Raw genomic sequence first — 21913 nt, 5'->3', positions numbered from 1 at the left:
AAAATTACGAGTATTCGCTCCAAACTACGAGTAAATCGCTGAAATTCACGAGTATTTGCTCCAAATTCACGAGTAAATCGCTGAAATTCACGAGTATTTGCTCCTAACTCACGAGTAAATCGCTGAAACTCACGTGTATTTGCTCCAAACTCACGAGTAAATCGCTAGTATGGCCCTTAAAGTTGAATTTCTTTGGGATTTCTTGAATTATTCCCGCAGACGGCTAAGTTAATCCATAAAAAAGGTGCCCCGCAAATAGCGGGACACCTTTTTTTATATGAATTACGCTTGTGCTTTTAATGTTTCTGCTTTGTCCGTGCGTTCCCATGGAAGATCGACATCTGTACGGCCGAAGTGTCCGTATGCAGCTGTTTGTTTGTAGATTGGGCGACGAAGGTCAAGCATTTTGATGATTCCAGCTGGACGAAGGTCGAAGTTTGCGCGAACTAGGTCAACAAGGACTTCTTCGCTAACTGTACCAGTTCCGAACGTATCAATAGAGATCGATACAGGCTCTGCCACACCAATTGCGTATGCCAATTGAACTTCCGCTTTGTCGGCAAGGCCGGCTGCCACGATGTTTTTCGCAACGTAACGTGCAGCGTATGCAGCAGAACGGTCAACTTTAGTTGCATCCTTTCCAGAGAATGCACCGCCGCCGTGACGAGCGTATCCGCCGTAAGTATCAACGATGATTTTACGTCCAGTAAGACCAGCATCCCCTTGAGGTCCGCCGATTACGAAACGGCCAGTCGGGTTGATGAAGTACTTAGTATCTGCATCGATCAACTCGGCTGGAACGACAGCTTTGATCACATGTTCTTTTAGATCGGCTTGAATTTGTTCAAGCGTAATTTCTGCATCATGTTGTGTAGAGATGACGATTGTATCTACACGTACAGGACGGTTATTCTCATCATATTCCACGGTTACCTGTGTTTTACCATCAGGGCGTAGGTAAGCAAGAGTTTCATCTTTACGAACTTGAGTCAAGCGGAATGAAAGTTTATGCGCCAATGAAATCGGAAGCGGCATAAGCTCTTCTGTTTCATTACAAGCGAATCCGAACATAAGACCTTGGTCCCCTGCACCGATTGCATCGATTTCTTCATCTGACATGTTTCCTTCACGAGCTTCCAATGCCTTATCGACACCAGCTGCGATATCGGCAGACTGCTCATCAATGGAACTCAAAACGGCACAAGTTTCAGCATCGAAACCGTATTTCGCACGTGTGTAGCCAATTCCTTTAACCGTATCACGAACGATACGCGGGATATCCACGTAAGCGGACGTTGTAATTTCACCAGCAACAAGTACAAGACCTGTAGTTACACTAGTTTCACACGCAACACGTGCATTTGCATCCTTAGCTAGGATAGCATCTAAAATGGAATCTGAAATCTGATCACAAATTTTGTCCGGATGGCCCTCTGTAACAGATTCAGAAGTAAATAGACGTTTCTTTGACATCATATTTCCTCCTTGGAAGTTAGTATGTTGTAGGCATAAGCCTGATTTTTACGGAACTCGTTTCCCTCATTAGTTTCAACTATAGACACAGAATTACTTATAAAAAACACAAAAACCTTCCCTGGCAAATGAGGAAAGGTTTAAAATTCTGTCTTCTATCCTTTCACTCTTATCGTTCAAGGGTTTTTTACCTTGCTCAGGTTAGCACCATCACCACTATTCCTTGAAGACCTTCGCTTTATTTTCGGCGATCGATCTTGGAGTCAAGTTCAATATGGCAGGTTGCTGGGTTTCAAAGGGCCTGTCCCTCCACCAACTCGGGATAAGAGAATCCGTACAATTTAAGATATTATCGTATTTGGCTGGAATTTGTCAATGCTTTTCTAAAAAGAACATTTCCACCCAGAATGGCGTTCATTTGAAAAAACATGTTGATACAACGTCCTAGAGGGGTTTACAACGCAAAATACGAATAGAAATGTTGTAAATTGCCATTAATAATAAAGTATTGAACATCGAAAAGGAACGACATCCTGACTTTCCCATTAGACATATATTGCTTACTAACTTCCTATTTAAATAAATTTTTCTTCATGAAAGTATATGCGATTATCCTGACTCGGTTCCTGCCGGATTAAAATGATTAATGCGGCTAGCTGAAAATAATCACAAATTAAAAGAAATAGTATAGACTAATTAAATGAATGTGTTATACTAATTGTAATATAAAAACTCAAACAAAGGAAGGTACCTCATATATGAATTCTGTAGATGTTTCTAATGAGTTACACCAATTATTAACAGGAAACAATGTGCAAACTCAACTATCAGTTCCTCAATTGGTCGAAAAAGTACTTAGCAGAAATGAAGGCGTTTTAACATCAACCGGCGCGGTAAAAGCTGAAACTGGCAAATATACTGGTCGTTCACCTAAAGATAAATATATCGTGGAAGAAGCATCAGTTAAAGATAAAATCGATTGGGGTCCCGTGAACCGGCCGATTTCCGAAGATGTGTTCAATAAACTATATAATAAAGTAGTTGACTACCTAAAAGCAAAAGAAGAGATTTTTGTTTTTAAAGGTTTCGCTGGTGCAGACGAATCATCACGTCTTCCCATCCGTGTTGTTAATGAATATGCTTGGCATAACCTTTTCGCCCATACTTTGTTCATCCGTCCAAACGAAGAGGAACTGAGAGGTCACGAAGCTGAATTCACGATCCTTTCTGCACCTAACTTCAAAGCGGACCCAGAAGTGGACGGAACTACATCCGAAACGTTCATCATCGTTTCTTTTGAACGCCGTACGATCCTGATCGGCGGAACGGAATATGCAGGAGAAATGAAAAAATCGATCTTCTCGATCATGAACTACTTACTTCCAGAGGCTGGAATCCTTCCAATGCATTGCTCTGCTAACGTAGGACGTGAAGGGGACGTCGCTTTATTCTTCGGACTGTCCGGTACAGGCAAAACAACTTTATCAGCAGACACTAGCCGTAAATTGATTGGCGATGACGAGCACGGCTGGTCTTCTAACGGCGTATTCAACATCGAAGGCGGCTGCTATGCGAAAACGATCAACCTTTCACGTGAAAAAGAACCGCAAATTTTCGATGCAATCCGTTTTGGTGCTGTATTAGAAAATGTTGTTGTTGATCCGGATACGCGTGTAGCGAACTATGATGACAGTTCATTGACTGAAAACACTCGTGCTGCTTACCAAATGCAAGCGATCGATAACATCGTGAACCCAAGTATTGCAGGACATCCAAATACAATCATTTTCTTAACAGCTGATGCTTCAGGCGTTCTGCCTCCAATCAGCAAGCTTTCCAAAGAACAGGCAATGTTCCACTTCCTAAGCGGATACACTAGTAAATTGGCTGGTACTGAAAGAGGCGTAACTTCTCCGGAAGCTACATTCTCCACTTGCTTCGGTTCACCATTCTTACCGCTTCCAGCTACACGCTATGCTGAGATGCTTGGTGATAAAATTGACGAGCACAATGCAAAAGTATACCTTGTCAACACAGGATGGACTGGCGGTGCATACGGAACTGGAAGCCGTATGAAACTTGCTTACACCCGTGCAATGGTACAAGCGGCGCTTGAAGGTGAATTAGCGAACATCGAAACGATCAAAGATGATATCTTCGGTTTGGATATCCCGCTTCATGTTCCTGGTGTTCCTGATGAAGTTCTTCAACCAATCAAGACTTGGGCAGATCCTGCCGCTTATAAAGAAGCAGCAACAGACCTTGCCGCACAATTCCGTGCAAACTTCAAGAAATTCAAAAGCGTTCCAAGTGAAATCGAGGAACTTGGCGGCCCGACAGCTTAATAAATTGTACACAAAAGGACCAAGCTCTTGCTTGGTCCTTTCAGTTTGTCGGCAAGAAATGTCACTTCCCGAACCATGATTATGGATTACTTTATTAAGTGCCATGGAAGGGGAAATACCTCATCTACTGTCGAATAAAGTACCAAGTAACCCGAAATACGGCGGCTACGGTCGAAGTAACTACCATTAGCCCGAAATACGGCATCTTCGCTCGAACTTACTGCCATACACCCCGAAATATGGCGGCTGCGCTCGAATTTACTGCCTTGCACCCGAATACACGTCTACTGTCGAATTCACTGCCATACAGCTCGAAATATGCCATCTGTGGTCGAAATTACTGCCTTATAGCTCGAAATACGCCATCTGCGCTCGAATTCTCTGCCTTGCAGCTCGAAATACGGCCGCTGTGCTCGAATTTACTGCCTTGCAAGCCCGAAATACGGCGGCTGCGCTCGAATACTGCCTTATAACCCGAAATATGATGGCTGCGCTCGAATAATTGGCCGAGACTCTGCTAGGATGCTTGACGTACAGGAAGCGGATCTGAAACCAACTGGATCGTTTCCACGTTCTGAAAGGACCACTTTCTTGCATGGTCCTTTTTTCATTGGAAAAAGGGCACTGTGATAGTCAGTGCCCCCTTAATCGTTATTCCGTTATCGATGTTGTCCAAATTTTTAGATGATCGCTTTATTCCTGTCTTTTTTCATGGACACCGTTTTGTATTGATATATATTGCCCAGGTTCGCCACCGGGACCTCTGTTTTAGTTGCATCAATGCAATTGCGTGTATCCAGAATCAATTTATTGCTCATGAGATTCGATAGCTTATCATAATCCATCTGTTTAAATTCATCATGGTCAGTCAGGATAAGTATCAAGTCGGCATCATTTACAGCGTCTTCCACTGATACGACTGGCATCTTTCCAGATTGGACATGCGGGTCATGCAAGGCTACATCCATGTTTTCCATCCCCATCAAGATATTGACGACATCAATGGCGGGACTTTCACGAATATCATCTACATTTCCTTTGTATGCTAGACCGAAAACAGCTATTTTTGGCTTCCGGATCCCCTCTAGCATCATCCTTACGGAATTAACGATGTAATAAGGCATCGATACGTTGGTATCACGGGCCAATTTAATGATTCTCGCATACTCTGGTGCCTTTGCAACGACGAAATACGGATCGACCGCTAAACAATGGCCGCCAACTCCTGGTCCTGGTTGGTGTATATTGACACGAGGGTGTTTGTTTGCCATCGATATGACATCCAAAACATTGATGTCCAGCTCAAAACAGATTTTCGTCAACTCATTCGCAAGGGCGATATTAACATCCCTGAAGGTGTTTTCCATCAGTTTGGACATTTCAGCCGTTTTCGCATCGGTCTGAATGATCTCCCCTTGAACGAAGGTTTTGTAAACAAGACTTCCTTTATATGAGCATGTTTCGGTGATGCCCCCGACGATACGGTTATTATGAACCAACTCTTCAAGAATCCTTCCAGGTAAAACGCGTTCCGGACAATGTACGAGGAAAATGTCTTTTCCGATGGTAAGGCCCGTCCTCTCGATCATCGGTTTAATATGATCATCCATGCTTCTTGGCGCTATCGTCGATTCGATAATGATGACATTCCCTTTTTTGATAAAAGGAAGAATGTTTGAGGTTGCATCCATGACATGTGTTAAATCACAGGATTGGTGCATGTCCTTTTTATTTGGAGTAGGCACCGCGATGATGAAAACATCCGCATGTTCCGGGCTTAACGCAGCTCGGAACTTATTGGAAGCAATCACTTCTTCTAATACCTCATCCAATCCAGGTTCTTCGATATGGAGCCTGCCGCTATTCAAATTGGAAATAATTTCAGGATGGATATCCACGCCGACAACATCGACACCGTATTTCGCAAACATTAAAGAAGTTGGAAGTCCAATATAACCAAGTCCGATTGTACAAAGTTTCATATAAACCACTCCTATCTATTTTTCTGCTGCACTCAAATTTGTTAGGCTGTTTGATAGATTTCGATAAAGATTTCCTTCTCTTGTTTCCAATTGTATTTTTGTCGCGCCTTCAGGCAGTTTTGGCTCATTTCCGCCCTTTTTTCAGGATGCTTCAATAAGTAATTGACACCTTCGGCAATTGATTTTGGATCATGCGAATCGACACACACACCAATTTTTTCCGTATCGACAACCTTTTGAATTTCAGGAAAGCTGCAGGCAACCACTGGCACACCGCTCATCATGTATTCAAACAATTTATTTGAAGAAGCGGAGTAGTGATTAAAGCAGACATTATTCAATATCTGAAAACCTAAATACGCATTTTTTGTATAATGGAGCAGCTCGTCGACCGGAACCTTCGGCAGGAACTTCACACGATGCTCCAGATTCATGTCGCTTACTTTCTTCATTAATTCATCCTTGATCCTTCCATCCCCGATAAAAACTACCGTTCCGCCCTCGATCATCGGTACAGCATCAACCAATTGCTCTAACCCTCTTCCCATTTGAACGCCGCCTTGGTATAACAATATCGGTTCATTCTCTGGCAAATCGAGCAGCTCATGCAAATTCACGGCCGTACTTTCCTCCGGATTGGTTGGAATCGGGTAGTTATGGACCACCTTGGGATACAGACCATATAAGTCTTCGTTATACTTAGCTCTCGTATGGTTTTCGGCGATCATTTCATCGACGAACATTAATAGGAATTTCTCCATCATCCCGTAAATTCGGCTATTATATCCCGTTCTGCTCGTTTGTACTTCATGCGAGTCATAAATCAGCTTTTTCCTTCTCAGCCATTTACTGCTGATCGCTCCCTGCATGAGCGTATTCAAGTCATTTGAATGATAGAAATCATATTTCCTTTTCCGGCCATGATAGATCATTTGACCAAAAATGTAGCTCCTCGTTAATAGTGTCGGCAGCTTCGTTTTAGTGATGAACAGGGTGCCCAGCGCAAGGAGTGCAAATGCACCGAACAGTATTCCCGATCCCACCCAGCCGTTGATAAAATTCAAATTCCACAGCGTATTCCAGATCAATAAGGCAAATAGAACGATTTCAAACTTCTTTTTCTTCAATTTGCCTACGATCCTGAGAATCTTATTAAGCGCCTCCCAGCGGTTATTCACCCTAGTGACCGAGAAACCATTTTGGTGTTTCTCCTTTTTGGCCAAACCTTCGATTTTCCAGTTATGAATGGCAATTAAATCGACTTCATAACCCGCTTCTGTAAGTGCTGTGCATTCTCTTAGAACCCTCGCATCGTTCGTAAAGTGATTCCACACGAACATACATACTTTCTTCGCCATGTTGTCCTCCACTTCCGGATTTTTCAGCCTGACGCTTCCATCACGTTGATGAGACCTTTAATATTTTTAGACCATTGAAAATGTTGTTTAGCATAACGATGACCGTTTTCTCCGAGTTCTTCACGAAGGGCCGGATCTGAGGCCATTGTCAATATATGCTGACAGATTTCATCAACATTTCTGCTCTCTGCCACCAACCCGCATTTCGCCTCTATGAGCATCTTCTTGGCCCTGCCGTCCACATCACCGACAATGGGTTTTCCGACACACATATAATCGATGATTTTACCGGGCAGGACCTTATTGAAGACTTCTTTTTCAACCAAGCTCACATAGGCAATATGAGACGTTGAAACTTCATGAAGAGTCACTCTTCGATTCATCGCATTAATCATCTTAATATTAGTCAGCCCTCTAGAACTTATCTCCTTCTCCACTTCGGATATCCGATATCCATATCCAATCATCGAGAACTCGATTTGTTTATGTTCCCTTAGCTTTTCAGCGACGGCTATCAGCTTTTTCAAGTCCTGGGCCAGTCCGATATTCCCCGCATAAACGACCTTGATTACCTTTTCCGATATGGGTGTAAGCAAGTTCTTTAACGTCAGCTCATCCGCTGTAAGCGAATTGGGGATGAATTGGATGGCCTCTTCCTTGACTCCCTTTGCAACGATATAATCCCTGAAACCGGGACTATTGATGATAATAAAATCTGAATGCCTATATAGCTTCCTTTCCAGGAAGAAAGCGATTTTCAAAACCCACTTATTATTAAATACGCCTACACCTATCAACGATTCCGGCCATAAATCCCTGACATCGGTAATGAGTTTCGCCTTCATCTTTTTCTTGGCGATCAATGCTGCCAATGTAGGGAAGATCGGCGGGGTCGTGGCAAACACATAATCATATTTTTTTTCGAGACGGATGATTGTATAGATGAAAAGCCACATCGCTTCAAGATAATGAAGCAACCGCTTCCCCATATTGCTTGTATACCTCTTCACTTTGTCCGGCCTAATCCTGATGACATCTTCTTCAATGCTATCTTCATCCCAAAACTTTGTATCTTGATATAAACTTTGATTAGGATAACTCGGCTTCAATGTGATGACCGTTACCTCGAATCCGTTTCTTTTCAAATGGAGATATATATTTTTCATTCTATTTCCCGCACTTCCGATTTCCGGATAAAAGTTTTGCACGATCATCAGGACGCTTTTCATATTCGCCTATCACCTCTATTCTGCTTAGCTTACTTCCTGCTTTATATTGTAAATGCCAGATATTAACTTAAGGTTAAAGAAGTATAAAGTCATTATTAATATTGTAAAAATTCTGTTAATAATTGTTTCGTTTTTATATTTCCCCTGAACTTCCCGTTATAATGGGGGAGACATTCAGAAGGGGAGGAAATGAGCATGCCTAAACAACGTATTAAGGTCATGACCGTATTTGGTACAAGACCAGAGGCTATCAAAATGGCACCAGTCGTTTTGGAACTGAAAAAGCATCCAGAAGAAATAGAAACCATCGTGGTGGTCACCGCCCAGCATAGGGAAATGCTCGACCAAGTCTTGCAATGTTTTCAAATAAATCCAGATCACGATTTGGATATGATGAAGGATAGACAAACATTAGAAGAGATTACAACTCGAGGGCTTGAAAAATTGAGTTCGCTCATGAAAGATATAAAACCGGATATCGTCCTCGTACATGGGGATACAACGACAACTTTCATCGCCAGCCTGGCAGCTTTCTATAATAAGATACAGATTGGTCACGTTGAAGCTGGTCTGCGGACTGGTAATAAGTATTCTCCATATCCTGAAGAGATGAATAGGCAGCTGACAGGCGTCATGGCTGATTTGCACTTTGCCCCTACAAATCAGGCGGCAGAGAATCTAATTTTGGAAAATAAAAAGAGTGATTGTATCTATATTACTGGCAATACGGCTATCGATGCTTTGAAAACAACAGTACGTAAAGACTATGAACATCCAATTCTATCTGGTTTGAATGGAGATCGCATGTTATTGATGACAGCGCACAGAAGGGAAAATATCGGAAAACCAATGGAAGAGATATTCCGTTCCGTCAAACGGCTGCTTGAAGATTACACGGATATCCAAGTTGTTTTCCCGCTTCATAAAAACCCGGTTGTCCGTGAAATTGCTTACCGGATTTTCGGTGAAACGAAAAGGCTTCACTTAATAGAGCCGCTTGAGGTGCTTGATTTTCATAACTTTGCGGCGCACGCCCATCTCATATTGACAGATTCCGGAGGGGTGCAAGAAGAAGCTCCCTCACTTGGCGTTCCTGTCCTTGTGTTACGCGATACAACAGAACGTCCGGAAGGAATCGATGCCGGTACCCTTTTATTGGCAGGAATCGAGGAAGAACGAATTTATCAATTAGCCTCAGAATTACTTACAAATGAAGAAACCTATAAAAAAATGGCGACAGCTTCCAACCCATATGGAGATGGATTCGCTTCAAAGCGGATTGTCGATATCCTATTAACGCATTGCGAAGTGAAATCACCCCTTCCATTATAAAAAATAAAATAGAGAGAAAAGCCTGTCACGTAAGCGGCAGGCTTTTTCTATTCAGCCAGATTATGAAACGGCTGCTTTCATTTTCATTTAGCGAAGGATTAAAGCAAAGTCCAATTTAGATTTGTAAATGTTAAATACATATGTGATAGTTTGGGGAGATTTAAAGTTTCTTTGAAGTCAATCGTATTACCTTGGAGGTGTTGCTATGTTCGGGAAAGATCCCAATTGTGTTAAATGTGGTAAAGAAATTAAGGGGGACGAAGTCGTTCTTGTGAAAATGCGTTATCCGAAGCGTAAAGGGATGACTAAAATAAAAGCATATTTAAAAAATGAAGGAAGTTTCATCTGCGAAGCTTGTTTTGATAAGAAAATTTAATTCTATCGAATGGATAGTCAACACGAAACAGGAGGATTAGTATGAAAAATCAAGTTACCCTCTATTTAATTTTTGATGGACAGCTATAGACGCATTGGCCTTTTATGCAGAAGTATTTCATAGTCAACTGCAAATCTACGGGGAAGCTGATTTCCCAACACCTGAAGAAGCGAATGACCTTGTTTAAAAATGGCCGAAAATACGCCTTGTATCCCCGGCCATTTTTAATAGGCATTCATTCGCTGAACACTCCATCAAAAAATATGAAAATAATTAAGGGTATTTTTTCCAATCAATAAAATCGTGACGCAAATGAATAATATACGGACATAAGAAGCACCTTTCTTAATGGCGAAGTTCGTTCCTGCCAATGCTCCCGCGACCATTGCAAGACCCATCGGGATTCCATAGGCAAAATTGACGGTCCCCATAGATAAAAAAATGATAAGTGCGGCAATATTGCTTCCAAAATTCAATATTCTTGCATTCCCGGCAGCCTGGACAAAATCAAACCCAATGATCAGAAATGAAAAATAAAAAGGAACCTGTGCCTGGTCCAAGAAAACCATCATAAAAACCAATCGCAAATATTATGACTATCAAGAGAATCATTTTCTTCCTTGTCAGCCCTTTATACTTTGCATCTTTACCCCAATCCTTTTTTTACCAATGTATAAAACGCGACAATGACCAGCAAGATCAAAATGAGGGGCTTCAATATCTCTGCGGAAACGAAATGTACAATGTATGCTCCTAACGCCGCTCCAATCACGGTGATCGGAAACAGCTTGATGACGAATTTGAAATCCACTTTTCCAGCCCGAATGAATGAAATCGTACTCGTTAAAGACCCCATGGTACCCGCCAGCTTGTTAGTGGCAAGTGCCGCTGAAGGCGATATCCCCGTGAACAATAAAGCAGGAATGGAAATTAACCCTCCCCCGCCCACTACGGAATCGATGAATGCGGCAATAAAACCCGCAAGTACTAAAAATAGCAAAGTATAGAGATTGATATCCTCCATGTATTCCCCTTCTTTCAAAATCTAATGCCATTACTCATTTTTCACCCAGGTAATCGAATAACCTTTCTTCTGAAATGACCGTGAACCCATGCCTCCTAAGCAAAGCCGCGGTCACTCCATTCCCGACCTTCTTCTTCCCCTTGAATTCCCCATTATAAATCGTGGCACTCCCGCAGGATGGACTGTTTTCTTTTAAAACGACTAACGTCGCCCCTACCTCCTGGGCTTTCAATAACGTAAGATTCGCTCCCTTTATGTACAGTTCCGTTACATCCCTGCCCGACTTTTCGATGATCTTCGCTTTTCCATCAAGGACATCCCCACCTTCACCGCCAACTATTTCAGCAGGTTCCCTCGGGGTCGAAAAACCGCCAAGCAACTCAGGACAAACAGCTATAGCCTTTTTCTCCCTCATCAATGCCATAATTCCATCATCCAAGCTGTGAGTACCATTGTATCTTACCTCAAGGCCCGCTAAACAAGAACTCACCAAAATCATCAAACCACCCCGCCTCATGCACTTTACACCATTTTACCACTCTTTTCGTGACAATCATTTCGAAGATTGAATATCCACCAGGGATTCTACGCTGTTAAAATCCCGTTTTGCTTGGGTCGAATTTTTTCCACACAGGCCGAATTATCCGCGTATCTGTCGAATTCTGCAAAAACAAAAAAAGCGCTTGCAGCGAAGGCGATCCCCGGCAAGCGCTTGTCTATTTAGTTAGTTGAATTCAGTGATAGCAGTTGGTACGTAATGATGGTCTTTTCACTGGTCCATTCAATTTTTTGGATAACGGCTGTTCCGCTTGAATCAGATTGGATCGTTTTGCGGACATCGATTGGAATATCGATAGGGTATAACCTGTAACCAGCTTTCGCCAGCCGAAAAGTGTTTTCTTCTTCACGGGTTTCGTTCCCTTTTGTAACGATCATGGTATTTAGCTCCATAGGCATGCCCATGTGTATCTCCTCCTCTTGCCAATATACTTAGTATATCCTTCATTCTATCATTATTCGGTTTTACTTTTCATCCAAGATGTTAAATCTTCGACTACTTTTCTGTTCACGGCAGGCGGGAAGTAATGCGTGAATTGAGGGAAATACCAACTTTCGACCTCTTTGTCATGCATTTTCAACCTTTTTTCCAGCCGGTATGCGTGTTCTATGGCGACATTGTCATCTTTTTCACCATGTATGATCAGGACGGGTACATTCAAATCTTCAATCGCAAACAATGGAGTACGGTATTCATATTGATCCGGGCATTTTTTAGGTGTTCCGCCGATGACACGCTTCATCATCCGGCGCATATCGACCCGTTCGACATATGTTAAAAACATATCCGACACACCTCCCCATGTGACGATCGACGCTGCGTTCCTGCAATATATCCCAGTCCAAAGGGCCATGATGCCGCCACGGGAGAATCCGAGGATATGAATGTGATCCTTGTTCACTCGTGGATGCTGTTCAAGAAGATTGAATCCTGATATCGCATCGAATCGATCTTCGCCTCCAAAATCCTCATCTCCCTCCCCGCCTTGATTTCCACGGTAAAAAGGAGCAAAAACGATGAAACCTTCTACAGCATACTGCACGATCCTTGCAGGCCTCACCTTGCCGACATTTTTAATCCCGCCGCGTAAATATAAGAAGGCGTCATGTATTTCGCCATCAACCGGTTCAGCCAGCAAACCCTTTACCTTCAGGCCTTGTGATATGTACGTAACTGAATAAAGATGGATTCGTGGATGCGGTGATGGAAACCGCTGTTTTGAAATAATCGTTCCGTTCTCCAATTTCCACTCTCCTTTCTCTTTATTCTTATTGTAAAACATCCGCTTGTTTTTATCCCCTGAGAGGCATTCACATTTTTTTCTTCCGTTCATACGATAATGTAGGCAAAATACCCATATATCAAGGAGGAAGGAATTTTGAAAAAATGGTGTAAAGCAGGTGTCGTATTTTTACTTCTGTGCGTGCTGGTGATCCCGCTTGGCGCATGCGGCAACAAAGAACAGGAAACAACGAAGGTCAGGGTTGCCGAAGTAACCCGCTCCCTTTTCTATACACCGCAATATGTGGCGATCGAAAAAGGTTTTTTTAAAGATGAGGGCCTCAGCATTGATTTGAAAACGACGGCAGGCGGCGACAAGACGATGACCACGCTTCTTTCCGATGGCGCGGATATTGCTCTCGTTGGCTCCGAAACATCGATTTACGTTCAAGCACAAGGCTCGAATGACCCAGTCATCAACTTCGCTCAATTAACACAGACGGATGGAACGTTCCTTGTTTCACGTGAAAAAATTGACAACTTCAATTGGGATATGCTGAAAAACTCTACATTCCTCGGCCAGCGCAAGGGCGGGATGCCGCAGATGGCCGGCGAATTCGTATTGAAAAAACATAACATAGACCCGAAAAAAGATTTAAACCTCATCCAGAACATTGATTTCGCGAATGTCGCAACTGCCTTCGCTTCCGGAACCGGCGATTTCGTGCAACTGTTCGAACCAACGGCCAGTGTGTTTGAAAAAGAAGGAAAAGGCTATATCGTCGCTTCTTTCGGCACCGAGTCAGGTCATCTTCCATATACAGTTTATATGGCCAAAGAAAGCTATTTGAAAGAAGACAAAGAGACTGTCGAAAAATTCACGAGGGCCTTGAAGAAAGCACAAGATTGGGTTCAGGAAAACGATGCTGCCGAAATTGCCGAAGTCATTCAGCCGTATTTTGAAGATACCAATCTCGAGACGATGGAAACAGTTATCAACCGCTACAAAGAACAAGGATCCTTTGCCACCGACCCCATTCTTGATGAAGAAGAATGGAACAATCTGCAAAACATCATGGATGAAGCAGGCGAGCTTTCAACACGTATTAGCCATGAAGAGCTGGTCAATACCGACTTTGCTGAAGAAGTCACAAAATAACATAGCAAAAGGTAAGGAGGATGTCCGATGAGCTTTTTAAAAATCCAAGACATTCACCATACTTATTTTTCAAATCAGACGGCAGCGACCGCACTTGCGGACATTTCCCTCGACATTGAAAAAGGTGAATTCGTCTCTTTTCTAGGTCCGAGCGGCTGCGGAAAAACCACCCTGCTTTCCATCATCGCCGGGCTCTTTCCGCCCACTTCAGGAAAGATCCTGCTCGAAAACAAACCGCTGAAAGCCAACAGCGACCTTTCAATCGGCTATATGCTGCAGCAGGATTATCTATTTCCATGGAAGACGATAGAAGAAAATATCTTATTAGGATTGAAACTGATAAAAAAAGATGAAGGACTCGAGAGAATAAAAACGCTTAAACTTTTAAGTGACGTTGGATTGGGAGACACCGGAAAATTATATCCGCGCGAACTATCGGGAGGAATGAGGCAAAGGGCTGCACTGGCACGGACACTGGCAGTCGATCCAAAAATCCTTTTGCTTGATGAACCGTTTTCAGCTCTTGATTACCAAACCAAGTTGAAGCTGGAAGACCTTGTTTTTGAAACCCTGAAATCCTTCGGAAAGACAGCCGTCCTCGTCACCCATGATATCGGTGAAGCCATTGCAATGAGTGACCGCATCTTTCTGTTTTCCGCGAACCCGGGAAGCGTGCACAAAACCTTCAAGGTGCCCGATGAATTGCGTGAACTCACGCCTTTCCATGCACGCAACCATCCGCAGTATCCGATGTTATTCCAAACGATCTGGAAGGAGCTTGAGAGCCTTGAATATTGAACAGCTTCATAACCAATATAAAACCTCATTAAAAAAAGAAAACAGGCTCATTCGCTTTTATCAGATCCTGATTTTCATCGTTTTTTTCAGCAGTTGGGAATTTTTATCCAGGAAGGAACTGATCGATCCGCTCATCTTCAGCTCCCCGACTAAAGTGTGGCATCTTTTCATACAGAAATTGGGTGATGGAACCCTGCTATCCCATTCCGGAGTGACGCTATTCGAGACCGTTCTCGGCTTTATCATAGGGACACTGCTTGGAACGATCCTGGCATCCCTGCTTTGGTGGTCGCCAAGATTATCCAAAACACTTGACCCTTATCTCGTCATTTTAAATGCGATGCCGAAAGTGGCACTCGGCCCCATCATCATCGTAGCATTCGGCCCTGGATTTCCATCCATCATCTCGATGGGGGCGATCATCTCCATCATCATCACCACCATCGTCGTCTACACCGCATTTCGCGAAGTCGACCCGAACTACCTGAAAGTACTCCAAACTTTTGGCGCCACAAGAACACAAGCTTTTCGGGAAGCCATATTACCAGCATCCTTCCCAACGATCATCTCGACATTAAAAGTGAATGTCGGCCTCTCCTGGGTCGGCGTCATCGTAGGGGAATTCCTTGTTTCGGCCAAAGGACTCGGCTACCTAATCATTTATGGCTTTCAAGTCTTCAACTTCACCCTCGTAATGCTTGCCTTGATGATCATTGCCGTCTTTGCCACAATCATGTATCAACTAGTCGAACTGCTCGAGCGAAAATTAATCAAAGACTGACCAAACTGCCGATAACCCTCGGCAGTTTTTCACTCATGCTGAGTTAAAACATGAATTTAGTTACGTTCCTGCAGTTTACTCGTGAGTTTACTCGTAAATTTTGATGATTTACCCGTGAATCGGACCTTTACTCGTGAGTTTCATCGATTTACTCGTGAATTCCGGCTGTTTACTCGTGAGTTTCGGCTGTTTACTCGTGAGTTTCGGACATTTACTCGTGAATTCCGCCGGTTTACTCGTGAGTTCCTGCCATTCACTCGTTTCTTTGCAAAATGCCATCATCCAGTCTCGATATGCTCAGCGGTACAATCTCATCTTTCATGATGAAGCTAAACTCCTCACCGAGTACATCCGGTAATGATTCCATAAAGACCGGGCCTTCCGTTTCCAGGTAATTTTGTTTCTTCTCTATTTCACGCAATTCGGCATAGTATATTGATTTAACGAATGGCTTCACTGGATCATGCACTTTATATTGTCCCAAAAATTGCAGCTGGCCCACCAAGCCTCCTGTTTCTTCATACACTTCCCGTATGGCCGTTTCTTCAATGGATTCCCCTGCTTCCCGTTTACCGCCAGGGAACTCGAATCCCCTTTCTCTGTGTTTGGTCAATACCCACCTGCCCTTATATCGGCTTAGCACAAAAACATGCCAAGGCTCTCCAAAGACAGGATTCTCGGAGAATTCGACCTTATATCCGTTCTTATCAAGAAATCGTTTCATTTTTCCCCTTCTCTCCGTATAAGAAATGGTGCTATGCCCCTTGTTTCATTATATGGGTAAAAAAAATCACTATCCAGCGGGAATCTGCATTACATCAAAAAAACGATGGACCCTCAATATTCGAGGCCATCGTCTGTTGGTTTTGCCTGTAGTATTCCCATGCTTTCAATATGCCGTCTTCCTTCTTCAGTACCCAGGGCGTAAATCATTTCGTAAATTTTTTGGAGAGTGATATCCTGCTTATCATTTTCACGGTCAAAATGATATTGAAGGTATGGGACATGTGCCCGGTAAAAATTTTCTTCCCCTATTGAATAATTATAATCAAATAATTCACGTAATTTGATGATTTCATTATCTGTCGCCTCGATTTCGAAGTTCCATGGAGAACTTTCCCTATCTTGTGTTATCTGCCCATTCGGAAGCCAAATGTAATATTTTTTCCTGTTTTCAGACACATTCATCCACCCTTTCCATATATCCTACGCTTATTTTTCACGTATTTCCCCACTTCATACAATGGAAAATTTTGTTTACAGAAGAACAAAGATGTTAAATAATAGATTAAAGTATCTTTCAAAGGGTAAAACATATAATAAGCCCAAGCATCCCTTAAGATTTTTATATGCACCCAGAGGTTTTTTTGATAACCTACATATAAAGAGATAACGGATTTCTAATAAATGTGAGGTGAAAGTTTTGAAGTTAATTGAAGAATTATACAATATGTACCGTGATAAGATGACTGGTGATGAAGAAGATATTGATATGCTTACGTTTGCGGTTCTGGAACAGCTTGACCGCAAGGAAATTTTCGAATTGCTTCAAGAGATGGATGATCAGGAACTAACCAATTTAATGGGCCTTTACATTATTGAAACGTTAAAAGGGAAGTTTGCTCAAAATAGTATGAGCGACACGAAACCTACACATTTTCCGCCTAGGAATATTCATTAAATACATACCATGTCAGGTGTCCCTCTTTTGATGGATGCCTTTTTTATAGGTTTAACCAAAAAAAAAAGCCCTAACGAAGCAGGGCTTTTCCTAAATCTTAATGTCCTAAATACGCACGCAGCATCCAAGCATGTTTGTTTAAGCTTTTCTTCATGCCTGTCAGCATATCGGCCGTAACCGGATCTTCTTGTTCGGCAACTTCGATGATTTCCAGGAACTCTTCGGAAAGCTTTTCAAAATCACTGATGACGCTTTGGACCATATCTTCTGTATTTTCATTACCTGTCGCTTCTTCGATCGTCGTTAATTCCATGTACTCTTTAAGGGTAGCAACCGGCTTTTCACCAATGGCCAATAGTCTTTCAGCCAATTCGTCATAGTTGGATGTCACTTCTTTATATAACTCTTCCAATTTTTGGTGCAGTTCAAAGAAGTGCGGTCCATTCACGAACCAATGGTAATTATGAATTTTCGTATAAAGAACACTGAAGTTTGCAATTTCCTTATTCACTAAAGTTCCTAATTTTTTCTGAGCCATAAATATCTACCTCCGTAAGTGGGTTATACCTTTATAATTCCCTCTATTCGAAAATTGAAACATTATCTGACTCGGTTCTTATGCTAAAATGAATCTAAATTGTGAACGTTAGGAGCTGTAAAGTATGATTACGGTTTTAGTTATCTCCATTATTGTGATTCTGATTGTATTGGCACTATCGGTCTTAACAATCGGAAAAGGTTACAGCTACAAGCATACAGTGGATCCGGTCAAACCTTTACCAGAGGATGAGGGAAAAAAAGAAGAACCCGAAAAATGAAAAAAGTTCCTGTCACAAATGGACAGGAACTTTTTTATTAACCGAAAACTTTATGAAGATCTTCTTTATCTTGTGCAAGCCAGAAATTCATTAATTTCTTAGCTCCTTCAAGATCATGCAATTTTGCTTGGCCGCATTGTTTTTCGTTTGCAGCAGGAATTTCGGTAATTGTAACAGCATCCTTGAATGTATCTTCAAGAACATCGATGATTTCCGTCACAGTCGGCTCGCCGCTGACCACAAGGTAATATCCTGTTTGACATCCCATTGGCGAAATATCGATAATATCAAAGTGATCGAAGCGCTCGGAATGCTTACGGATATTGAATGCAAGCAAATGTTCCAGGGTATGGATCGTGTCCGGCTTCATCGCTTGTTTATTCGGCTGGCAAAAACGGATATCAAATTTATTAACAACACCGTCTGTTCCTACCTTATGGACACCGCAATGTCTAACATATGGGGCTTTAACAGCGTTATGATCTAATTCAAAGCTTTCAACTGAAGGCATTTAATTCACTCCTTAATTGTATGTCATCTCTATTTTACCTTGAATAACAATATATTTCATCCTTTAAAATTAATTCTCATTATATCAATCGGATTACCAATAGGCTCATTCCTTTTTTACCCTTTTTGGAAATTTAGAAAATATGCTATAATTGAGGGTAGTCAATTTACTCGAAAAGAGCTGAAAGCATCGTGTTGAAAAAAATAGTAATGGGAATCATCCGTTTTTACCAAGTTGCCATCTCTCCATTAAAACCGCCCACCTGCCGTTTTTATCCAACTTGTTCCCATTATGGTTTGGAAGCGGTCAATCGTTTCGGACCTATAAAAGGAAGCTGGTTAGCACTCATCCGGATTCTTAAATGTCATCCGTTTCATCCAGGGGGCATTGACCTTGTTCCCGAAAAAAAAGAAAAAAGTGAGGACCAATAGAAAAAAAACCTTGCTTTCCTTTGCAATCTTTTGTATCATACAGAAGTCAAATCGTAATCATTTCGTTTTTACCATATAAAATTCAAATCGTAATCAATACGAATTATAAAGGAGCATATCATATGAAAATTCGAGCATTGCTCTCCCTTTTACTTGTTACTGCGGTATTTCTGTCAGCCTGCGGCAACTCAAAGGAAGAATCGAGTAAAAAGGAAACCAAGGATGCCTTGGATATATATACGACAGTTTACCCTTTAAAATACTTCACTGAGGCCATTGGCGGGGAGTACGTGAATGTCGAGACGGTTTATCCTCCAGGAACGGATGAACACTCATTCGAACCCTCTCAAAAAGATATTGTGAAAATGGCTGAATCAGACCTGTTTTTCTATATTGGCTATAATCTTGAAGGCTTTGTTACCAAGGCTGAACCAATTCTAAGCAAAGAAGGCGTCAGCACAATTGCGGTGGGCGAAACGGTTCATCTTGAAGAAGAGGAGCATGAACATGAAGAAGAACATGCACATGAAGAAGACGGTCATGACCATGGGGGCGTTAATCCGCATTTGTGGTTAGATCCCGTCTATTCCATTGACATGGCTAAAACCATCAAGGACGAATTAACGAAAAAAATGCCGGAACAGGAAGAATACTTCAACAGCCATTTCAATGAGCTTTCCGAAAAGCTTGAGGCACTTGATGAAAAATTCGCGACGACGATCGAGTCGGGCCGTACCAATAAGATCATCGTTTCCCACTCTGCATATGGTTATTGGGAGGAACGCTACGGATTGGAACAAATTGGCGTCACAGGACTAACATCTTCAAACGAACCTTCTCAAAAGGAACTGGGGAAAATCGTAACCATGGCTGAAAAAGAAGACTTGAACTACGTCATCTTTGAGCAGAATATCAGTTCTAAACTTACCGAAATCATTCAAAAGGAAATGGGAGCGAAATCACTTGAGCTCCATAACCTTTCCGTGTTGACGGATAAAGATATCGAAGCCGGCGAAGATTACTTCAGTTTAATGGAAAAAAACGTAAAGACACTGCAAACTGCCTTGCAATAGACGAGAAAGAAGCGGCTCCCTTTGGATTCGCTTCTTTTTTGTACCTCTTTTTTCAGCTTATTTGAGTTGAGTTTCGGTTCCTGACAAAGCATGATAGCCTCCTGTTCTAGAGCAACTATGATAAGCTTTAATCATTACAATTTATGGAATAATTAAATGTAAGCTTAGAGAGGGGAAAATATGAAAAAGATCATAAATGGAAGTTTAACGTTTCTACTCCTATCGATGCTAGTTGCTTGCACGGATGAAAAAGATGATTACGCTAGAATTCATTCGAATCTTTTGCCTAGTGAGGGTCATACGTATTCGCTCCATACAGTTGGTAAAGAAATTACATTTGATTTACTAAAAGAGAGTAATATAACCAATGTGGGCCCAATTACAAATGAAGCATCTTACAAGTCATTGAATGAGCAATATCCAAAACTTGATTTAAAGAAAGAACCTGCATTCATCGTGTTTGATGAAAATGGTTTAGTTTTAAAAACATATGATTATGAAGAGATGATTGATTTTTTACAAAATCCAGAAGAGTCATTCTATCGGGAACGATAAAGAAGAAGGGAACCCCTTTCAATGGGATTCCCTTACGTTAGTTATTCCTTTAAGTACTTCTCACGGATCTTTTCCATTTTCGTCATCAATTCGGTTCCAATCGTGGATTCGAATTCCGGATAGATGACGGTCATCTCATCCATCCATTCTTTCTTTTCTTCATCTGACAGTGTATAGATGTCGATATTCGATTTTTGCTGGATTTCCCTTAGCTGTTCCTGATTCAATTCATTTGATTTGATCCATAGCCATTTCGTTGTATCATCCATCGCCCGTTGGATTTGCTGCTGAATATCCAACGGGAGTTTGTTCCAAAACTGCTCGTTTATCATGACTACATACCCTAAATAGCCATGATCACTGATCGTTAAATATTTTTGCACTTCATATAATTTCTTGGAATAGATATTCGAAATCGTATTTTCCTGGCTGTCCGTTTCGTTGATCTCAAGGCTTTTGAACGTTTCATTAAACTCCAGGACAGAAGTTGTGGCACCAAAATGCTTGAATTGGCTTTCCAGGACTGCACTTGGCATGATTCTGAAATGCTTTCCTGCAAAATCACTTGGATGCCGTATCGGTTTACTGCTTGTAATCTGTTTATAGTTATTCGACCAAAATGCGAGTCCTTCGATATCGATTATATTCAGCTGCTTAAGCAGCTCTTCCCCCACTTCCCCATTCAACGCTTCCTGCAAGGCAGCGTCCGTTGGAAAGACGTAAGGGAGGTCCAATAGCATCCATTTCTTTGATAAGCTCGTAATTTTAGATGCAGTCGGTGCAATCATCTGCACCTTGTTTTCTTGTAATGCCTCAATTTCTTCCTGATCACTATATAATGACTGATTAGGATAAACTTCTATTTTGACACGATGGTCTGTATATTCATCGACAAGTTGGGCAAATCGGTTCGCAGCTAGCCCTTTAGGTGTATTTTCGGCAACGACATGACTGAACTTAATCACGATTTGACCCTTCATCCCGACCTGCTCCTCATCCTTCGGCAAATTGAAACCGAAGCTTGTAAAGAACGATTGAAACGATATATACACGGCTATCAACAGCCCCAAGCCAATTAATAAGAAATACCCCCATAATGCACGCATACCGACAACTCCTCACCGCTCACTTCACATTATCACTATTCTATCACAGCTTTTTACTGTCGTAATACACTGCGCGAAAAATAGCGAAAAGTGATAGAAAT

General features: G+C 41.9%; 23 protein-coding genes, 1 pseudogene and 1 riboswitch. Of the genes and pseudogenes, 11 read left to right on the top strand and 13 right to left on the bottom strand.

Translation table 11 applies throughout. The annotated features are described in order from the left end of the window. Window positions 1-282 precede the first annotated feature (282 nt). A complete protein-coding gene (gene metK, locus ACZ9AO_RS20825; protein WP_048686467.1) occupies window positions 283-1476 on the bottom strand; it encodes a methionine adenosyltransferase in 1194 nt (397 codons plus the stop codon). Between the two features lie 163 nt (window positions 1477-1639). Then, window positions 1640-1802, bottom strand: a riboswitch (SAM riboswitch). 429 nt (window positions 1803-2231) lie between these two features. Here metK and pckA point away from each other — a divergent pair. Beyond that, window positions 2232-3818 (top strand): phosphoenolpyruvate carboxykinase (ATP), encoded by a 1587-nt coding sequence (gene pckA, locus ACZ9AO_RS20820; RefSeq protein ID WP_048686469.1) that lies wholly within the window; start codon window positions 2232-2234, stop codon window positions 3816-3818. 680 nt (window positions 3819-4498) lie between these two features. Here pckA and ACZ9AO_RS20815 read toward each other — a convergent pair. Genes ACZ9AO_RS20815 through ACZ9AO_RS20805 form a run of 3 tightly spaced genes read right to left on the bottom strand, consistent with a single transcriptional unit; the run spans window position 4499 to window position 8387 of the window. Further along, window positions 4499-5800 (bottom strand): nucleotide sugar dehydrogenase, encoded by a 1302-nt coding sequence (locus ACZ9AO_RS20815; RefSeq protein ID WP_476110168.1) that lies wholly within the window; start codon window positions 5798-5800, stop codon window positions 4499-4501. A gap of 41 nt (window positions 5801-5841) precedes the next feature. Further along, window positions 5842-7158, bottom strand: a complete 1317-nt coding sequence (locus tag ACZ9AO_RS20810) for a glycosyltransferase (protein WP_476110166.1) — start codon at window positions 7156-7158, stop codon at window positions 5842-5844. A 23-nt stretch (window positions 7159-7181) separates the two neighbouring features. Further along, the gene (locus tag ACZ9AO_RS20805) at window positions 7182-8387 is read right to left on the bottom strand and encodes a glycosyltransferase family 4 protein (RefSeq protein WP_476110164.1); all 1206 of its coding nucleotides are present in this window, start codon (window positions 8385-8387) and stop codon (window positions 7182-7184) included. Window positions 8388-8582: 195 nt separating this feature from the next. On the opposite strand from ACZ9AO_RS20805, the gene wecB reads away from it, so the two are divergent. Together wecB and ACZ9AO_RS20795 are read left to right on the top strand one after the other, a co-directional pair. Further along, window positions 8583-9719: a non-hydrolyzing UDP-N-acetylglucosamine 2-epimerase gene (gene wecB / locus ACZ9AO_RS20800; protein ID WP_476110162.1), complete on the top strand. Its 1137-nt coding sequence runs from the start codon at window positions 8583-8585 to the stop codon at window positions 9717-9719. A 205-nt stretch (window positions 9720-9924) separates the two neighbouring features. Next, window positions 9925-10095, top strand: coding sequence for a Fe3+ hydroxamate ABC transporter substrate-binding protein (locus ACZ9AO_RS20795; protein ID WP_476110160.1), 171 nt, complete (start codon window positions 9925-9927; stop codon window positions 10093-10095). Window positions 10096-10349: 254 nt separating this feature from the next. On the opposite strand, the pseudogene ACZ9AO_RS20790 reads toward ACZ9AO_RS20795, so the two are convergent. From ACZ9AO_RS20790 to ACZ9AO_RS20775, 4 genes and pseudogenes are all read right to left on the bottom strand, one after another. Further along, a pseudogene (locus ACZ9AO_RS20790) lies at window positions 10350-11119 on the bottom strand (sulfite exporter TauE/SafE family protein). A 34-nt stretch (window positions 11120-11153) separates the two neighbouring features. Beyond that, a complete protein-coding gene (locus tag ACZ9AO_RS20785; RefSeq protein WP_214774116.1) occupies window positions 11154-11618 on the bottom strand; it encodes a 2-thiouracil desulfurase family protein in 465 nt (154 codons plus the stop codon). A gap of 221 nt (window positions 11619-11839) precedes the next feature. Beyond that, window positions 11840-12082, bottom strand: a complete 243-nt coding sequence (locus ACZ9AO_RS20780; protein WP_048686484.1) for a DUF2584 domain-containing protein — start codon at window positions 12080-12082, stop codon at window positions 11840-11842. A 50-nt stretch (window positions 12083-12132) separates the two neighbouring features. Further along, the gene (locus tag ACZ9AO_RS20775) at window positions 12133-12921 is read right to left on the bottom strand and encodes an alpha/beta hydrolase family protein (RefSeq protein ID WP_252267928.1); all 789 of its coding nucleotides are present in this window, start codon (window positions 12919-12921) and stop codon (window positions 12133-12135) included. A 135-nt stretch (window positions 12922-13056) separates the two neighbouring features. On the opposite strand from ACZ9AO_RS20775, the gene ACZ9AO_RS20770 reads away from it, so the two are divergent. Genes ACZ9AO_RS20770 through ACZ9AO_RS20760 form a run of 3 tightly spaced genes read left to right on the top strand, consistent with a single transcriptional unit; the run spans window position 13057 to window position 15637 of the window. Continuing rightward, entirely contained in the window at window positions 13057-14058 is a 1002-nt protein-coding gene (locus tag ACZ9AO_RS20770; RefSeq protein WP_476110157.1) for an ABC transporter substrate-binding protein, read from the top strand. Window positions 14059-14085: 27 nt separating this feature from the next. Beyond that, window positions 14086-14856, top strand: a complete 771-nt coding sequence (locus ACZ9AO_RS20765) for an ABC transporter ATP-binding protein (RefSeq protein WP_057279181.1) — start codon at window positions 14086-14088, stop codon at window positions 14854-14856. Further along, window positions 14846-15637 (top strand): ABC transporter permease, encoded by a 792-nt coding sequence (locus tag ACZ9AO_RS20760; protein ID WP_222620005.1) that lies wholly within the window; start codon window positions 14846-14848, stop codon window positions 15635-15637. Before ACZ9AO_RS20765 ends, ACZ9AO_RS20760 begins: the two co-directional genes overlap by 11 nt. Before the next feature lie 253 nt (window positions 15638-15890). Here ACZ9AO_RS20760 and ytkD read toward each other — a convergent pair whose 3' ends face one another. Together ytkD and ACZ9AO_RS20750 are read right to left on the bottom strand one after the other, a co-directional pair. Further along, on the bottom strand, window positions 15891-16361 hold the full coding sequence (ytkD, locus tag ACZ9AO_RS20755) for an RNA deprotection pyrophosphohydrolase (protein WP_251542943.1): 471 nt from the start codon (window positions 16359-16361) through the stop codon (window positions 15891-15893). A 113-nt stretch (window positions 16362-16474) separates the two neighbouring features. Then, the gene (locus ACZ9AO_RS20750) at window positions 16475-16825 is read right to left on the bottom strand and encodes a hypothetical protein (protein WP_053536647.1); all 351 of its coding nucleotides are present in this window, start codon (window positions 16823-16825) and stop codon (window positions 16475-16477) included. 226 nt (window positions 16826-17051) lie between these two features. Here ACZ9AO_RS20750 and ACZ9AO_RS20745 point away from each other — a divergent pair, with 226 nt between their 5' ends. Beyond that, window positions 17052-17318, top strand: coding sequence for a DUF6154 family protein (locus ACZ9AO_RS20745; RefSeq protein ID WP_370020242.1), 267 nt, complete (start codon window positions 17052-17054; stop codon window positions 17316-17318). Between the two features lie 97 nt (window positions 17319-17415). Here ACZ9AO_RS20745 and ACZ9AO_RS20740 read toward each other — a convergent pair whose 3' ends face one another. Continuing rightward, the gene (locus ACZ9AO_RS20740) at window positions 17416-17856 is read right to left on the bottom strand and encodes a Dps family protein (protein ID WP_048686502.1); all 441 of its coding nucleotides are present in this window, start codon (window positions 17854-17856) and stop codon (window positions 17416-17418) included. Window positions 17857-17980: 124 nt separating this feature from the next. On the opposite strand from ACZ9AO_RS20740, the gene ytzI reads away from it, so the two are divergent. After that, window positions 17981-18136, top strand: coding sequence for a YtzI protein (gene ytzI / locus ACZ9AO_RS20735; RefSeq protein ID WP_034310518.1), 156 nt, complete (start codon window positions 17981-17983; stop codon window positions 18134-18136). A gap of 37 nt (window positions 18137-18173) precedes the next feature. On the opposite strand, the gene ACZ9AO_RS20730 is transcribed toward ytzI, so the two are convergent. Further along, window positions 18174-18647, bottom strand: coding sequence for an S-ribosylhomocysteine lyase (locus ACZ9AO_RS20730; RefSeq protein WP_034310515.1), 474 nt, complete (start codon window positions 18645-18647; stop codon window positions 18174-18176). Window positions 18648-18856: 209 nt separating this feature from the next. On the opposite strand from ACZ9AO_RS20730, the gene yidD reads away from it, so the two are divergent. The 3 genes from yidD to ACZ9AO_RS20715 all read left to right on the top strand — a co-directional run bounded on the left by yidD (window position 18857) and on the right by ACZ9AO_RS20715 (window position 20706). Beyond that, window positions 18857-19078, top strand: a complete 222-nt coding sequence (gene yidD / locus ACZ9AO_RS20725) for a membrane protein insertion efficiency factor YidD (protein WP_207118056.1) — start codon at window positions 18857-18859, stop codon at window positions 19076-19078. 122 nt (window positions 19079-19200) lie between these two features. After that, the gene (locus ACZ9AO_RS20720; RefSeq protein WP_251542941.1) at window positions 19201-20151 is read left to right on the top strand and encodes a metal ABC transporter solute-binding protein, Zn/Mn family; all 951 of its coding nucleotides are present in this window, start codon (window positions 19201-19203) and stop codon (window positions 20149-20151) included. A 180-nt stretch (window positions 20152-20331) separates the two neighbouring features. Then, window positions 20332-20706, top strand: coding sequence for a hypothetical protein (locus ACZ9AO_RS20715; protein WP_476110153.1), 375 nt, complete (start codon window positions 20332-20334; stop codon window positions 20704-20706). Between the two features lie 41 nt (window positions 20707-20747). On the opposite strand, the gene ACZ9AO_RS20710 is transcribed toward ACZ9AO_RS20715, so the two are convergent. Next, window positions 20748-21812, bottom strand: a complete 1065-nt coding sequence (locus ACZ9AO_RS20710) for a DctP family TRAP transporter solute-binding subunit (RefSeq protein WP_251542937.1) — start codon at window positions 21810-21812, stop codon at window positions 20748-20750. Window positions 21813-21913 lie beyond the last annotated feature (101 nt).

Source organism: Peribacillus sp. TE19612 (assembly GCF_056279465.1).
Note: the sequence above shows the minus strand (reverse complement) of the source record. Positions and strands in the feature narration are given on the sequence as shown.

Bases quoted from the DNA above. Each gene is read 5' to 3' on its own strand.
- ACZ9AO_RS20710 (WP_251542937.1), bottom strand. From the start codon at position 21,812: ATGCGTGCATTATGGGGGTATTTCTTATTAATTGGCTTGGGGCTGTTG.
- ACZ9AO_RS20810 (WP_476110166.1), bottom strand. From the start codon at position 7,158: ATGGCGAAGAAAGTATGTATGTTCGTGTGGAATCACTTTACGAACGAT.
- ytkD (WP_251542943.1), bottom strand. From the start codon at position 16,361: ATGAAACGATTTCTTGATAAGAACGGATATAAGGTCGAATTCTCCGAG.
- ACZ9AO_RS20715 (WP_476110153.1), top strand. From the start codon at position 20,332: ATGAAAAAGATCATAAATGGAAGTTTAACGTTTCTACTCCTATCGATG.
- ACZ9AO_RS20785 (WP_214774116.1), bottom strand. From the start codon at position 11,618: ATGATTTTGGTGAGTTCTTGTTTAGCGGGCCTTGAGGTAAGATACAAT.
- ACZ9AO_RS20805 (WP_476110164.1), bottom strand. From the start codon at position 8,387: ATGAAAAGCGTCCTGATGATCGTGCAAAACTTTTATCCGGAAATCGGA.
- ACZ9AO_RS20765 (WP_057279181.1), top strand. From the start codon at position 14,086: ATGAGCTTTTTAAAAATCCAAGACATTCACCATACTTATTTTTCAAAT.
- pckA (WP_048686469.1), top strand. From the start codon at position 2,232: ATGAATTCTGTAGATGTTTCTAATGAGTTACACCAATTATTAACAGGA.
- ACZ9AO_RS20750 (WP_053536647.1), bottom strand. From the start codon at position 16,825: ATGAATGTGTCTGAAAACAGGAAAAAATATTACATTTGGCTTCCGAAT.
- ACZ9AO_RS20720 (WP_251542941.1), top strand. From the start codon at position 19,201: ATGAAAATTCGAGCATTGCTCTCCCTTTTACTTGTTACTGCGGTATTT.
- ACZ9AO_RS20730 (WP_034310515.1), bottom strand. From the start codon at position 18,647: ATGCCTTCAGTTGAAAGCTTTGAATTAGATCATAACGCTGTTAAAGCC.
- ACZ9AO_RS20815 (WP_476110168.1), bottom strand. From the start codon at position 5,800: ATGAAACTTTGTACAATCGGACTTGGTTATATTGGACTTCCAACTTCT.
- yidD (WP_207118056.1), top strand. From the start codon at position 18,857: ATGGGAATCATCCGTTTTTACCAAGTTGCCATCTCTCCATTAAAACCG.
- wecB (WP_476110162.1), top strand. From the start codon at position 8,583: ATGCCTAAACAACGTATTAAGGTCATGACCGTATTTGGTACAAGACCA.
- ytzI (WP_034310518.1), top strand. From the start codon at position 17,981: ATGATTACGGTTTTAGTTATCTCCATTATTGTGATTCTGATTGTATTG.
- ACZ9AO_RS20780 (WP_048686484.1), bottom strand. From the start codon at position 12,082: ATGGGCATGCCTATGGAGCTAAATACCATGATCGTTACAAAAGGGAAC.
- ACZ9AO_RS20740 (WP_048686502.1), bottom strand. From the start codon at position 17,856: ATGGCTCAGAAAAAATTAGGAACTTTAGTGAATAAGGAAATTGCAAAC.
- ACZ9AO_RS20795 (WP_476110160.1), top strand. From the start codon at position 9,925: ATGTTCGGGAAAGATCCCAATTGTGTTAAATGTGGTAAAGAAATTAAG.
- metK (WP_048686467.1), bottom strand. From the start codon at position 1,476: ATGATGTCAAAGAAACGTCTATTTACTTCTGAATCTGTTACAGAGGGC.